Origin of the sequence: Alcaligenes phenolicus (assembly GCF_032063905.1) — a bacterium.
In the GTDB taxonomy this organism is placed as follows: Bacteria; Pseudomonadota; Gammaproteobacteria; order Burkholderiales; family Burkholderiaceae_B; genus Alcaligenes; species Alcaligenes phenolicus.
This window is the reverse complement of sequence record NZ_DAMBOE010000002.1, coordinates 300,265-313,983: the sequence shown is the minus strand read 5'-3', so window position 1 is coordinate 313,983 and position 13,719 is coordinate 300,265. Positions and strand designations below refer to the sequence as shown.

The following is a 13,719-nucleotide window of genomic DNA, read 5'->3' as shown; positions in this document are numbered from 1 at the left end:
GGCTCGCGCTCGGGCAAATTAGCGAGCTACTCCTGCCTACACGAAAGTGATACGGGACTTGACGGAAATTGTTGCATTTAATGCGACTGGTCACGGACACAAGCCGGAAGGCAGGTTGATAATGTGCAGTTCCTAACCTAGCAGGTGTTTTGCGGTGTCTTTACCTCAGATGGGGGAATCTCTTACCTGGTTGTATATCTGTGTCGTGGCTTTTATGGTCGGCGGGCTGATCGTGGCCTCCGAACGTTGGCATGGCCGTCTGACCGGGGACAGCGACCTTAGTAAACCCCAAGCGTCCCATTCTCGTCCTACCCCGCGTGTGGGTGGTCTGGCCGTGGTGGCAGGCAGTTTGGCTGGCTTGTTGGTCCTTGGGCCCAGCAATATGACACTGACCTGGCTGTGGCCGGTCTTGTTTCTGGCTGCCATGCCGGTATTTGTGGCGGGTCTGGTCGAGGACATCACCAAGGACGTAGGTTCCCTGAAGCGCTTGCTGGCCGCTTTCCTGTCGGCCGCGATTGCCTGGTGGTTGCTGGGCGGCGTGTCGCGTGTAGGGGTGAGCTGGGCTGATTGGGTCCTGGGTTTCTGGCCCATTTCGCTGCTCTTTACCATGATTGCGGTAGGCGGCTGCACCCATGCCCTGAATATTATTGACGGTATGAACGGTCTGGCCGGCATGATCGCCACCTTGATGGCGTTGTCGCTGGCCCTGGTAGCCTTGCAGGTGCAAGATATTCCAATTTTCCTGATTGCCGCCTCGCTGGCGTCGGCCACCCTGGGCTTTCTGGTATGGAATTTTCCTTTCGGACGGGTCTTTCTAGGGGATGGTGGCGCGTATTTCCTGGGCTTCATGCTGGCTGAGCTGGCTGTGCAACTGGTGGTACGTAACCCCAGTGTGTCGCCGTTTTATGCCCTGGCCGTGCTGTTTTACCCTGTTTTTGAAACCATGTTTTCGATCTGGCGTCGCCGTTTCAAACGCGGTGTGCCTGTGGATCAGCCGGACGCGCTGCACCTGCATCAACTGGTGTTCCGTCGTCTGGTGCGTTCCACGTTCAGTCGTGACAGTGGCGGAGCCTTGCCCGCGTTTTGTAATGCCATGACCTCGCCGTACCTGTGGGTACTGGCCTTGATCGGTTTGGTGCCGGCCACGATCTGGTGGGACAATACCTGGGCTTTGTGTGCCAGCATGCTGGCCTTCTCACTGGTTTATATCTGGCTCTATTCCCGTCTGGTTTCGTGGCGTCGCCCTTCCTGGCTGCTGCTGCCCTCAGTACGGCGGCGGATAGATCGGGACTGATACTGTCAGGCGTTCAAGATTATTCCTTGCGCATAGCGCTAACTGGAGAATGAAGTTGCAACTTGAGAATGTGAAACTGGCCGTCATCGGCTTGGGATATGTCGGTTTGCCTTTGGCTGTAGAGTTTGGCAAAAAGCGTTCCGTTATTGGTTTTGACATTAACGCGCGTCGTGTCGCCGAACTCAAGGAAGGGGTAGACCGCACGTTGGAGGTCGAGAGCGAAGAGCTGGCCCAGGCCAGTGGCTTGAGCTACTCCTGCGAGGCGGATGAACTGGCACAGGCCAATGTCTTCATCGTGACCGTGCCCACGCCTATCGATGAATTCAAGCAGCCTGATCTGACACCCCTGGTCCGAGCTTCCGAGACTATCGGTAAAGTGCTCAAGCGTGGTGACATCGTGGTTTACGAGTCCACGGTTTACCCCGGCGCGACCGAAGAAGTGTGTGTGCCTGTGCTGGAGCAAGTGTCTGGTCTGCGCTTCAACGAAGATTTCTACGCCGGCTACAGCCCGGAGCGTATCAATCCGGGTGACAAGGAACACCGCGTTTCCACCATCAAGAAAGTCACTTCCGGCTCGACCCCCGAAGTCGCTGAACTGGTGGATGCCCTGTACCGCGAGATCATTGTGGTGGGCACGTTCAAGGCCAGCTCCATTCGCGTGGCGGAAGCGGCCAAGGTGATCGAGAACACCCAGCGCGACGTGAACATCGCCCTGATCAACGAATTGGCCCTGATCTTCAACCGCCTGGGCATTGACACCCTGGACGTACTGGAAGCGGCGGGCACCAAGTGGAACTTCCTGCCTTTCCGTCCCGGTCTGGTTGGTGGTCACTGCATTGGCGTGGACCCCTACTATCTGACCCACAAGGCGCAAGCCATTGGTTACCACCCCGAGATCATTCTCGCTGGCCGTCGTCTGAACGACTCCATGGGCGGTTACGTAGCCTCCCAACTGGTTAAAGCCATGACCAAGCGCCGCATTCAGGTGCAAGGTTCGCGCGTTCTGCTGCTGGGTCTGGCCTTTAAAGAAAACTGCCCGGACCTGCGTAACACCCGTATTGTCGATATCGTGCATGAACTCAAGCAATACGATGTTCATGTAGACGTGTACGACCCCTGGGTTGACCCCAAAGAAGCGCAGCACGAATACGGCATTACGCCTGTCGAGACTCCCAAAGCGGGCGAGTACGACGGCGTCATCGTGGCCGTGGCTCACAAGCAGTTCAAGGAACTGGGTGTGGAAGGTGTGCGCCAATGGGGCAAGCCCGAGCATGTGCTCTACGACTTGAAGTATGTGTTTGATCGCGAACAATCCGATCTGCGTCTTTAATTTTGGAAAGTATTATGAGCGCTGCATTTGAACAGGCGAGCCAGCAACTGCGTAATCAGCCTAAAACCTGGCTGGTTACGGGTTGTGCCGGCTTTATCGGTTCCAACCTGCTGGAAGCCCTGCTGAAAATGGATCAGCAGGTGGTGGGTCTGGATAACTTTGCAACCGGCCATCAATACAATCTGGACGAAGTGCGCGATCAGGTTGGTGGCGAGCGCTGGGCTCGCTTTCGCTTTATTGAAGGCGATATCCGCAATCTGGATACCTGTCGCGAAGCGGTTAAAGGCGTGGACTATGTGCTGCACCAGGCCGCTTTGGGGTCGGTGCCTCGTTCCTTGAACGATCCGCTGACTTCCAACGAAGTCAACGTGAACGGCGCCTTGAACGTGATGGTGGCTGCGCGTGACGAACAGGTTAAAGCCTTTGTTTATGCGGCTTCCAGCTCCACCTATGGCGACCATCCCGGTTTGCCCAAGGTGGAGGATACGATTGGTCGTCCACTGTCTCCCTACGCCGTCACCAAGTTCGTGAACGAGCTGTATGCGGACGTGTTTGCCCGTGCCTATGGCTTTTCCAGCGTGGGCCTGCGTTACTTCAATGTATTTGGCAAACGTCAGGACCCTAACGGTGCTTACGCTGCGGTGATCCCCAAATGGGTATCGGCCATGATCCAGAACCAGGATGTGCAAATCAATGGGGATGGCCAAACCAGCCGTGACTTCTGCTTTATCGACAACGTTATTCAGATGAATATCCTGGCCGCCGTACAGCAAAAACCTGCTGTGGCTGAGGTCTATAACGTGGCCGTCAATGCTCGTACCAGTTTGAATGAGCTGTTCGAGCACTTGAAGCAGACCTTGGGTGCAAATGGTGTGCACTACACCAAGCAGCCCATCTATGCGGATTTCCGCGCGGGCGATGTGCTGCACTCTCAAGCCGATATCACTAAGGCTCGCACCCAATTGGGTTACGAGCCGACTCACACGATTTTGCAGGGCCTGAATACGGCCATGCCCTGGTACGTGGCGTTTCTGAGTTGATCTGGGCCGGCCTGAAAGCACGTCTGTCTAGTCTGCATGACGACCACCGTCGCATCGCCCTGGGGGCGATGCGGGTGGCGTTTTTTCTATTGCTGGGCAAGGCAGCGGGCGCTTTCAAAGAAATGGCGGTGGCGTATCGCTACGGTGTGAGCGATGTAGTCGATGCCTATCAGTTCACGATGGTCATGGCCAATTGGCTGCCAGTGACAATCGTCGGCTCCATGTCCGTTGTGCTGATTCCCGTTCTGGTGCGCTTGCATCGTCTGGAACCGGCAGCGCGCAGCCGTTTTCTGGGTGAACTCAAGGCCTGGTGCATTGTGCTGGGCTGCGTGCTGGGTGCATTGATCTGGATTAGCTGGCCCTGGGTGCTGCAATGGACGGGACAGGGTTTAAGCCCTGCAGTCCATGAAATGAGCCAGGAACTGCTGTTTGCCTTTGCGCCGGCGGCGGTTCTGACCCTGATGATTGGCCTGAGTGCCGCCCGTTTGCGGGCGCATGAGCGCCATATCAACACCTTGCTGGAAAGTGTTCCTGCCTTTGTCATCCTGATCTGGGTGCTGGCCGCAGGGGCCAATGCCGGCATTGGCCCCTTGTTGTGGGGCACCTTGCTGGGTATGACGATCCAGGCCGTGTGGCTGATGATTCTGGCTTCTCGGGCTGATCAGATCTGGGCTCGTCCCACGATCAGCTTGCGTGCCGAACAGTGGCCGGATTTGCTCAAGGCCGCCACCATCATGCTGGTGGGGCAGGTTGCCATGAGCTTTGTCGGCCCTATCGACCAATATACGGCGGCCAATCTGGGTGCCAATGCCAACGCGACCTTGGGTTATGCCACGCGCTTGCTGGCCCTGGTTCTAGGTGTGGGGGCGGCCTCTGTAGGCCGTGCTGCCTTGCCTGTGCTGGCTGATATTCAAAGCCGGGGCGATAACGCCCGTGCTCGTTCCATGGCCTTGAAATGGTCGGTCATGATGTTGGCGGCTGGTGGAGTGGCGGCAGCCATCGGTGTCCTGCTGGCTCCTTGGGGCGTGGCTCTGCTGTTTGAGCGTGGGGCATTCACGGCGCAGGATACGGCCACTGTCGCCCAAGTCTTTAGTTGGGGACTGGTGCAACTGCCTTTTTATTTTGGGGTGCTGATTCTGGTGCAGTTACTGGCCAGTCAGAACCGGTATAAATCCATGGCAATTATTGCCGTGATCAATTTTTTGGTGAAAGCGGCGCTTAACCCGATTCTGGCGGCGCGCATGGGCCCGTCGGGCATCATGCTGGCGACCAGCCTGATGTATGCGGCCTCTTTCACTTGTTATTTCATCTTGGCCTTGAGGCCAGCCAGTGCCTTCGCGTCTGGTTCGCAGGAATAGGAAAACGTGCACAGTCATTCGGTAGTTCGCCCTCATATCATGTTGCTTATCCACTCTTTGGGTGGGGGCGGGGCAGAACGTGTGGCAGTCGATTTAAGCGCAGCCTGGGTGGCACGCGGCTATCGAGTGTCTCTGGTGACTCAGGCCGGTCGTGAAAAAGATGCGTATACCGTGGCAGAGGGCGTAGAGCGCCACGTGCTGGGGACCGCAGGCAGCAGTCGTGGCCGCCTGGACGCCTTGTGGAAGAACTGGCGACGCGTCAGCCGCTTGCGCTCCCTGATACGCAAGAACAAGCCTGATGTGGTGCTGGGCATGATGACGACTTCCTCGGTGCTGGCCATTTCCGCCGCCAAGGGCTTGCCCTGCAAGGTCATTGCGACCGAGCATACACATCCGCCTTCTCAGTCCTTGTCCTCTTTCTGGCAGAAAGCCCGTTTGCGTACCTATCCGCAAGCTCATGCCGTGATCGCGTTGACCGCAGGTACTGCAGACTGGTTGCGCGAGCATGTGCCCGGCAGCCAGGTTCAGGTAATTCCTAATGCCGTACGTTGGCCTATGGATAGTGCCGAACCTGTCGTGCCGGTGCCCGAACTGCCAGAAGGCCGCAAACGTTTGCTGGCTGTGGGGCGACTGCACCCGGTTAAAGGGTTTGACACCCTGATCGAATCCTTTGCCATGTTGTCCAACTATTTCCCGGACTGGGACTTGGTGATTCTGGGCGAAGGCGAGCAGCGTGCTCCTCTGGAAGCACGAATTGAAGAGCTGGAGCTGCAAGAGCGGATTCAGTTGCCCGGCCGTGTCGGCAATATGGCGGACTGGTACCAGCAGTCTGATCTGTATGTACTCAGCTCCCGCATGGAGGGCTTGTCCAACAGCCTGCTGGAAGCCATGGCCAGTGGTTTGACCGCTGTTGCCTTTGATTGCGATACCGGCCCGCGCGAGATCATCCGCGCCAATATTGACGGCGTCTTGGTACGCCCGATTGAAGACGTGGAGGCCTTGGCGGCCCATTTGTCCGACTTGATGTCCAACGAAGACAAGCGCCAGCGATTGGCGCGCCGTGCCACGGATGTGCGCGACCGCTTTTCCTCGGCCCGAGTGCTGGCGCTGTGGCAGCAAGTGTTGGAACAGTGCTTGCGTCGGACTTAAAATGGCGCTTTGCTTAGTGCCAGCAGGTCCAAGCTACCCGGTCGATGAGCCCATGGAGGCCCAGTGAATATTCTGTTTTTCGTCAGCTCCCTGAACGCAGGCGGCGCCGAGCGCGTCGCTTCCACCCTGGCCAATGCCTGGGGTTTGCGGGGCGATCAGGTCACCCTGGTGCCTACTTATAGTGGAGGAGGCAGCGCCTTTTACCCTATTGACTCCAAGGTGGAGCTGGTGTGGCTGGCCCATCGCATGCGCGGTAGCTGGCTGCCCAAACCCTTGGCCAAGCTGCGTGCCATGCGCAAGCTGGTGCATGAAAAACAGCCTGATGTCATCGTGTCTTTTCTGACCAATGTGAATATCAATGTGTTGCTGGGGCTGGGCGGCATGGGCGTCCCTATTGTGGTGGGTGAGCGCACCAACCCGGCCTTTAGCAGCAGCGCAGGCAAGCTGTTGCAAAGCTTGCGTCGCCGTCTGTACCCCAAGGCGCAGGTAGTGACTGTGCAGACCCGAGCCAGTGTGGCTGCCTTCCAAGCCATGGTGCCAGGCATGAAACAGGTCATGGTTGTGCCCAACCCCTTGCCGCAGGCTTTGAATGCCGTGCAGCGCGAGGTGCGGGTGGAGGAGAACCGTCACTGCACTTTGATGGCCATGGGGCGTCTGGTGCCTTCCAAGCGCTTTGATGTCCTGATCCGCGTATTTTCAGGCCTGGCCGCCGATTATCCGGAATGGAAGTTGAAAATCTGGGGTGATGGCCCGCAGCGTGCCCAATTGGTGCAGCAGATTGCCATGTCCGGAGCCGCTGACCGTATTGAGCTGGCTGGAAAAACTGCCCAGCCCTGGCAGGAAATGGCGCGCTCCCATGCTTTTGTCATGACCTCGGAAGTAGAGGGTTTTCCGAATGTGTTGCTGGAAGCCATGGCCATGGGTCTGCCCGCTGTAACGGTGGATTGCCCCAGCGGCCCGCGCGAGATCAGCTCCGATGGCAAGGACGCCCTGCTGGTTCCTGTGGGAGATGAAGGCGCCCTGACTGCCGCCCTGGCCGACCTGATGGGGGACGGCGTCTTTCGGGGCGTCTTGGGCCGTCGTGCCGCTGCGGCGGTGCGTCAGCGTTATGAACTAGAGCAGGTTTTGCTTAACTGGGACCAGGTCTTTCAGGCCGCCCGTGGCGGTATCGAAGAGGGAGCCAAAGCATGAGTGCAATGCAGCCAAGGTCGTTCAATCAGGAAACAGACGCCGTGGATGACAAGCTGGAGAAAGTAACGCCGCCCTTGCGAGTCGTGCATATTATTGCGGGACTGGGGCAGGGTGGGGCAGAAACCGTCTTGTTCCGCTTGGTGACGGCGCCCGGTCAAGAGACCGAACATATTGTGATTTCTCTGGGCGAGGAAGATGTTTTCGGGCCGCAACTACGGGCTGCAGACATTCCTTTGTACTGCCTGCACATGCACTCGCCGCTGGGTTTTTTGAAAGGCCTGCGGTCGCTGACGCGCTTGCTGCGCGATTTGCAGCCCGATGTGGTGCAGACCTGGATGTATCACTCCGATCTGATCGGTGGTGCCGCAGCGCGACTGGTCGGCATTCCGGCTGTGTCCTGGGGTATTCGTAACTCCGGCGCGAATCTGTATCAAGGCAGCCCGAAAGCTCGTATGGTGGCCTGGCTGTGCGCCCGCCTGTCACGCTTTATTCCCAATTTGATTGTGTCCTGCGCAGAAAATGCCGCCCGACGTCACAAGCAGTGGGGTTATCGTGCGGACATCATGAAAGTGATTCCCAATGGCTACGATCTAAGCCGTTGGCATCCTGACCCACAGGCACGTGAAGAAGTGCGCGAAGAATTGGGCCTGTCACTGGATACGCCTGTCATTGGCAGTGTGGCCCGCTGGAATCCGCTGAAGGATCATCCCAATCTGCTGGCCGCCTTAGCTCGCAGCCTGCACCGTCATCCGGGCTTGCGTTGCCTTCTGATTGGCGACGGTATGGACAGCAGTAACGAAACTTTGATGCGCTTGCTGGATCAGCATCAGTTGCGTGAGAGCGTCATCCTGATGGGACGCCGTAGCGATGTCCCCCGCCTGATGAATGCGCTGGACGTGCATGTCTTGTCCAGCTCGGCAGAAGGCTTTCCCAACGTGGTCTGCGAAGCAATGGCTGCGGGGGTGTCCAATGTGGTCACCGATGTGGGTGATGCTGCCTTGATCGTCGGTAATGAGGGCTGGATTGTGCCCCCCAGCAATGCCGAAGCCTTGGCCGGCGCGATCAATAGCGCGGTTGATGAACTGGGTGCGCCTTCCTGGCAGGCTCGTCATGAGCATGCGCGTGAGCGGGTTGCCCGCCTGTTCTCCCTGGAAGGCATGGTCAAGAATTACACGCAGGCCTGGAAGACCTTGACGGCGCAGTATCCCCCCAAGCGCAAGCGCAGCCGCCAGGCCTTGAGTGCCTTGACGGACGATGCCAGCAAGAAAACGCGCATGCTGATGTTCGTGGTGAATAACCCCGCTTTTTTCCTGTCGCATCGTTTGCCTTTGGCGCAAGCCGCTCAACGTGAGGGTTATGACGTGCATGTCGCCACCATGGATGGCCCGGCGGTTGCAGAGATCGAGCGTCACGGCCTGCATCACCATGCTTTGCCCATGACACGCAGCGGGACCAATCCCTTGCAAGAGCTGCAAACTATTTGGGCCCTGTGGCGTTTGTTTCGCCGTGAGCGTCCGGAGCTGGTGCATGCGGTCACCATCAAGCCGGTTCTGTACGGCGGGATTGCAGCGCGACTGGCCGGTGTGCCTGGTTTTCTGGCCGCTGTATCCGGGCTGGGCTATGTATTTACCAAGCGCGACAAGTCCTTTGATCCGGTGCGCTGGATTGCCCTGCAGCTTTACCGCATTGCCTTGGGACATCCGAATAGCCGCGTGATTTTCCAGAACAGCAATGACCGTGATGTCTTGCTGGAAGACCGTGTTGTCAAACGCGATCAGTGTGTCCTGATTCGTGGCTCAGGCGTGGACTTGAACGAGTTTCAAGCTTTGCCAGAGCCTGAAGGCCCACCCGTCGCCCTGATGGTATCGCGCCTGTTGGTGGATAAAGGTGTGCGTGAGTTTGTTGAAGCCGCACGCATCAGTGCTGCTCAAGGTAGCCCGGTTAAATGGGTACTGGCTGGCAGTCCCGACCCCGGTAATCCGGCCAGTATCAGCGATCAGGAGTGGCAGAGCTGGCAAAAGCAGGGCGTGGTGAAGTGTCTGGGCGAACGTAGCGATATTGCGCAGCTTTACGCTCAATCACATATTGCCGTGCTGCCGTCCTACCGTGAGGGCCTGCCTAAGTCCTTGGTAGAAGCCGCTGCTTGTGGGCGGGCGGTGGTCACGACTGACGTACCCGGTTGCCGTGATGCCATCGAACCTGGCGTGACAGGTGTGCTGGTGCCAGTACGTAATGCACAGGCCTTGGCGGCGGCTGTGATGGACTTGGGTGAAGATACGACCAAGCGAAAAACCATGGGGGCGGAAAGCCGCCGCTTGGCTGAGGAGGCTTTTGATATAGGCCGCATCAGCGAGGCTCATCTGGATCTGTATCAGTATTTGAGCCGTTAAGGCTTTGACTGCCTTGGTCTTGAACCAAGGCATAAGAAATGGGCTGAATTGTCTGCTGTAACTTGGGTTTGAATCCAGGATTTCAGAGGCAGTTCAGCCCGTTTTTTATACTTTACTAGAGCCTGGAGCAGGGATGCCGGGCTCTAGTGAATCAACGCTGCTTTAGAAAGGCAATGCCGCATCCGGCTTCAAGGCCAGCAGTGCCGCTCGGAATTCTCCCTGGATCCGCTCCAGCGCATCTTGGGACTGGGCCTCAAAACGCAGCACAATCACCGGAGTGGTATTGGAGGCGCGAGCCAGACCGAAGCCGTCCGGATACTCTGCACGTACACCATCAATCGTGTTGAGCTGATTGGAACTGGGGAAACGGCCTTCTTTTTGCAGGCGGGCAATCAAGGCATGAGGCTCGCCTTCGGCCAGCGGCAGTTTCAGTTCCGGCGTGGACAGGTCTTGCGGCAAGGCTTCCAACTCTGCCGTCGGGTTGTCACCGCGCGAGAGAATCGCCAGCAGACGTGCGCCTGTGTACAAGCCATCATCAAAGCCGTACCAGCCTTCCTTGAAGAACACGTGGCCGCTCATTTCGCCAGCTAAAGGGGCACCCGTTTCGGCCAGTTTGGCCTTGATCAGCGAATGGCCGGTCTGCCACATCAAGGGCTCACCCCCGGCCTTGGCAATTTCCAGGGCAACGTGGCGGCTGCATTTCACGTCAAAAATAATCGTGGAGCCGGGCTCGCGCTGCAAAATATCGCGCGCGTACAGAATCAGCTGACGATCTGGCCAGATGATCTGACCCGATCGAGTCACCACACCCAGACGGTCGGCATCGCCGTCAAAGGCAAGACCCACTTCGCAGTCCGTGTTTTGAACATGGGCGATCAGGTCTTGCAGGTTGTGCGGCTCGGCCGGGTCCGGGTGGTGATTGGGGAAGCTGCCATCCACATCCTCAAACAGCATGTCCACTTCGCAACCCAGGGCCTTGAACAGGCGGGCGGCCACTACGCCACCCACGCCGTTGCCGCAGTCCAGGGCAATTTTCATGGGACGGGCCAGTTTGACACGTTCAGCGATAGTGCTGACGTACTGGTCCAGCAAGTCCCTTTTCTCGCCGGTACCTGCTTGAGCCGCAGGCTCAATACCGGCTTGCATGCGTTTCATCAGGCCCTGGATATCCTGGCCGTGCAAGGTCTTGCCGGCCATCATCATCTTGAAGCCGTTGTAGTTGGACGGATTATGGCTACCTGTGATGGCTACGCCCGAGCCGGTTTCCAGTACATTGGCCGCAAAATAGACGACGGGAGTAGGAACCATACCCAGATCGACTGTGTTGATTCCGCCTGCCTGGATCCCTTGTTGCAGGGCACGAGACAGAGCAGGGCTGCTGTGGCGGCCGTCGTAACCCACTACCAGGGTTTGCACGCTTTGTTCACGGGCCAAGGCCGCCAGGGCCAGACCTAATTGGTAGGCGAAGTCGGGATTCAGTTGCTCGGGAACGGTGCCCCGAATATCGTAGGCTTTGAATACAGCGGTCGGTAGAGCGGGAATGTGGGTCACTGTCGCGTCCTGAACGAATACACAAAGAAAGAAGTTTAGCGCGAATGCCACCGGCTTTCGTGAGTTACCATTAAGAGCTGTAGCGCGACAGCAAGAGCGCCTGATTGTTTTTCTTGAGTGGCTTGGGTCATGACTTTTCTGAACGAACTTGAACAGCGTATTGGTCAGCAGCATGTGCTGACAGGACAATCCATGCAGCAGTACCTGGAGGATTGGCGTGGACGCTATACCGGTACTGCCTTGGCGGTGGCCCGGCCTGCAACGACGGAAGAAGTGGCCCAGGTCGTGCGTCTATGTGCCGAGCATCGCGTGCCTATTGTCCCTCAAGGCGGCAATACCGGTTTGTGCGGGGGCGCAACGCCGGACAATAGCGCCACTGCGCTGGTGCTGTCTCTGGAGCGCCTGAACAAGATTCGCAGCGTGGATACCGACAACGACACCATGGTGGTGGAAGCTGGCTGCATTTTGCAAAATGTGCAGCAGGCCGCCCGTGATCATCAGCGTCTGTTTCCCTTGAGCCTGGCCGCAGAAGGCAGCTGCACGATTGGTGGCAATCTGGCTACCAATGCAGGCGGCACGCAGGTTCTGCGTTACGGCAATGCTCGCGACCTGACCCTGGGCCTGGAAGTGGTGACTGCCCAGGGCGAAATCTTGCATGGCCTGCTTGGTCTGCGCAAAGACAATACCGGTTACGACCTGCGCAACCTGTTTATTGGTAGCGAAGGCACCCTGGGTATCATCACCGCCGCGACCATCAAGCTCTATCCCCAGCCTGTAGCAGCGTGCACCGCCTTGCTGGCATTGAATACGATTGAAGATGCCGTTCAGGTGCTGGCATTGGCCCGTCAGGGTCTGGCGGCGTCCTTGACCGGCTTTGAGCTGATTGCAGGCAATTGTCTGCAAGCCGTGCTGCATTGCTACCCCGATCAACGCATGCCTTTCCAGGGCCCGGCTGAAAAAGCAGCCTGGTATGCCTTGCTGGAGCTGTCTGATAGCGAAAGCCTGGAGCATGCTCGCGAGCGTTTTGAGAGCGTGATCGGTCAGGCTCTGGAGCAAGATCTGGTGCAAGACGCCGTTATCGCCGAGACCATCGCACAAAGCAAGGCGCTCTGGCATTTGCGTGAAAGCATTCCACTGGCAGAGAAAGCCTATGGGAAAAGCATCAAGCATGATGTGTCCATCCCTGTGTCCGTGATGTCCCAGTTTGTGCACGAGACGGACAAGGCTTTGCAAGAAGCCTTCCCTGGTTTGGAGAATGTGACATTCGGGCACTTGGGTGATGGCAACCTGCACTACAACGTCGCGCGCGGCACCGCCTTCACGGAGGAAGAGCTGCTGAAGCGTCAGGACGAGATCTATGCACTGGTCCATGACAGCGTGCACCGTTTCCATGGCTCCATCAGTGCCGAACATGGCGTAGGCCAGCTCAAGCGCCAACTGCTGCCCCGTTATAAAGACCCGGTTTCCCTGGCCTTGATGAAGCAGATCAAGACGGCGCTGGATCCTTTGGGGATCATGAACCCCGGTAAAGTATTGCCCGACTGATTGAAGCTACTTGGTGTGTAGATGTTTTTTCGTCCTTATATCGTTGCCAGTGCCGTTTTTTTTACTGTTTTGGGAATCGTCGCGGCAGTGACGATGGGTTCAGCAACGGACCTGTCACTCAGTGCCTATTTCTATGACCCACAAGTCCAGGACTTTTCCTGGCGATTGCAGCCTTTTGTCGATTTATTCGGGCGCAGGCTGGTGTGGTTCGTTCCCTTTGGCGGCGCAGTGATATGGATGATCGTGGCCTGGCGGCAGCCCAAGGGCTCCCGCCGCCAACTGGCTTGGGCGGGGGCGGCTTTCTTTATGGGTAGTGGCCCTTTAATGGTAGGCGTACTGAAACATCTGACCGCCATGCCACGCCCCTTTAATCTGGCCATGTTTGGCGGTACAGAATCCATGCCCACCTACTTCTGGGCGCACTCCTGGGCTGAAGCAGGCAATGCCTTGCCCAGTGCTCATGCCGCATCCGGCTTTGTGCTCCTGTCCCTGTTCTTTGTGGGCGTCATGACAGGCTGCCGAAAATTGGCCGCCGGGGGCTTTGTGCTGGGTATCAGCGCCGGTTTGCTGTTCGGCTTTCTACGCATCATGCAGGGCTACCATTTTCTTAGCCAGGTGCTGGCTTCAGGCGCTGTTCTGGGGCTGTATGGCTGCGTGCTGTTTTATATCCTCTGGTCTTGGGCCAGACATAAGCAATTGCCTGCCTAGGGCTCTCTGAGTTTGCAAAAAGGGACTTCAAGTCCCTTTTTTGTTTTTGCGAGCCTGTTTCTATAGGTTTTACGTAACAACACCCCGAAGCCAGGTAGCGGCTGCGGGGTGTTGTTCACAAGCAAGCGTCTCTCGCCAATCAGACCTTCGCAGGTTTGGGTGC

Annotated in this window: 10 protein-coding genes and 1 pseudogene; 10 read left to right on the top strand and 1 reads right to left on the bottom strand. The window is 57.6% G+C overall.

The features are described from left to right. The first annotated feature begins 169 nt into the window (after window positions 1-169). The 8 genes and pseudogenes from U2949_RS04845 (at window position 170) to U2949_RS04810 (ending at window position 9,752) form a co-directional block, all read left to right on the top strand. Window positions 170-1,294 (top strand): MraY family glycosyltransferase, encoded by a 1,125-nt coding sequence (locus U2949_RS04845; protein ID WP_009461102.1) that lies wholly within the window; start codon window positions 170-172, stop codon window positions 1,292-1,294. A gap of 49 nt (window positions 1,295-1,343) precedes the next feature. Then, window positions 1,344-2,624 (top strand): Vi polysaccharide biosynthesis UDP-N-acetylglucosamine C-6 dehydrogenase TviB, encoded by a 1,281-nt coding sequence (gene tviB / locus U2949_RS04840; protein WP_022983251.1) that lies wholly within the window; start codon window positions 1,344-1,346, stop codon window positions 2,622-2,624. A gap of 14 nt (window positions 2,625-2,638) precedes the next feature. Next, on the top strand, window positions 2,639-3,664 hold the full coding sequence (locus U2949_RS04835; protein ID WP_321286433.1) for an SDR family oxidoreductase: 1,026 nt from the start codon (window positions 2,639-2,641) through the stop codon (window positions 3,662-3,664). Beyond that, a complete protein-coding gene (murJ, locus tag U2949_RS04830) occupies window positions 3,661-5,022 on the top strand; it encodes a murein biosynthesis integral membrane protein MurJ (RefSeq protein WP_321286431.1) in 1,362 nt (453 codons plus the stop codon). The genes U2949_RS04835 and murJ overlap by 4 nt, the downstream gene beginning before the upstream one ends. Window positions 5,023-5,061: 39 nt before the next feature. Then, entirely contained in the window at window positions 5,062-6,171 is a 1,110-nt protein-coding gene (locus U2949_RS04825; RefSeq protein ID WP_035275579.1) for a glycosyltransferase family 4 protein, read from the top strand. A gap of 63 nt (window positions 6,172-6,234) precedes the next feature. Then, a complete protein-coding gene (locus tag U2949_RS04820; protein WP_321286430.1) occupies window positions 6,235-7,362 on the top strand; it encodes a glycosyltransferase family 4 protein in 1,128 nt (375 codons plus the stop codon). Continuing rightward, window positions 7,359-8,429 (top strand): annotated as a pseudogene (locus U2949_RS04815) (glycosyltransferase family 4 protein); the annotation flags it as partial. The gene U2949_RS04820 and the pseudogene U2949_RS04815, both read left to right, overlap by 4 nt. A 207-nt stretch (window positions 8,430-8,636) precedes the next feature. Beyond that, window positions 8,637-9,752 carry a glycosyltransferase family 4 protein gene (locus U2949_RS04810; protein ID WP_321286773.1) on the top strand — a complete coding sequence of 372 codons (1,116 nt, stop codon included), beginning with the start codon at window positions 8,637-8,639 and terminating at the stop codon, window positions 9,750-9,752. A 162-nt stretch (window positions 9,753-9,914) separates the two neighbouring features. Here the strand turns inward: U2949_RS04810 and U2949_RS04805 are convergent, their stop codons facing one another. Then, window positions 9,915-11,303 carry a phosphomannomutase/phosphoglucomutase gene (locus tag U2949_RS04805; RefSeq protein ID WP_321286428.1) on the bottom strand — a complete coding sequence of 463 codons (1,389 nt, stop codon included), beginning with the start codon at window positions 11,301-11,303 and terminating at the stop codon, window positions 9,915-9,917. 129 nt (window positions 11,304-11,432) lie between these two features. On the opposite strand from U2949_RS04805, the gene U2949_RS04800 reads away from it, so the two are divergent. Continuing rightward, window positions 11,433-12,848, top strand: a complete 1,416-nt coding sequence (locus U2949_RS04800) for an FAD-binding oxidoreductase (RefSeq protein WP_026485046.1) — start codon at window positions 11,433-11,435, stop codon at window positions 12,846-12,848. 21 nt (window positions 12,849-12,869) lie between these two features. Continuing rightward, complete coding sequence (locus tag U2949_RS04795; protein WP_321286426.1) at window positions 12,870-13,556, top strand: phosphatase PAP2 family protein; 687 nt, start codon at window positions 12,870-12,872, stop codon at window positions 13,554-13,556. Window positions 13,557-13,719 lie beyond the last annotated feature (163 nt).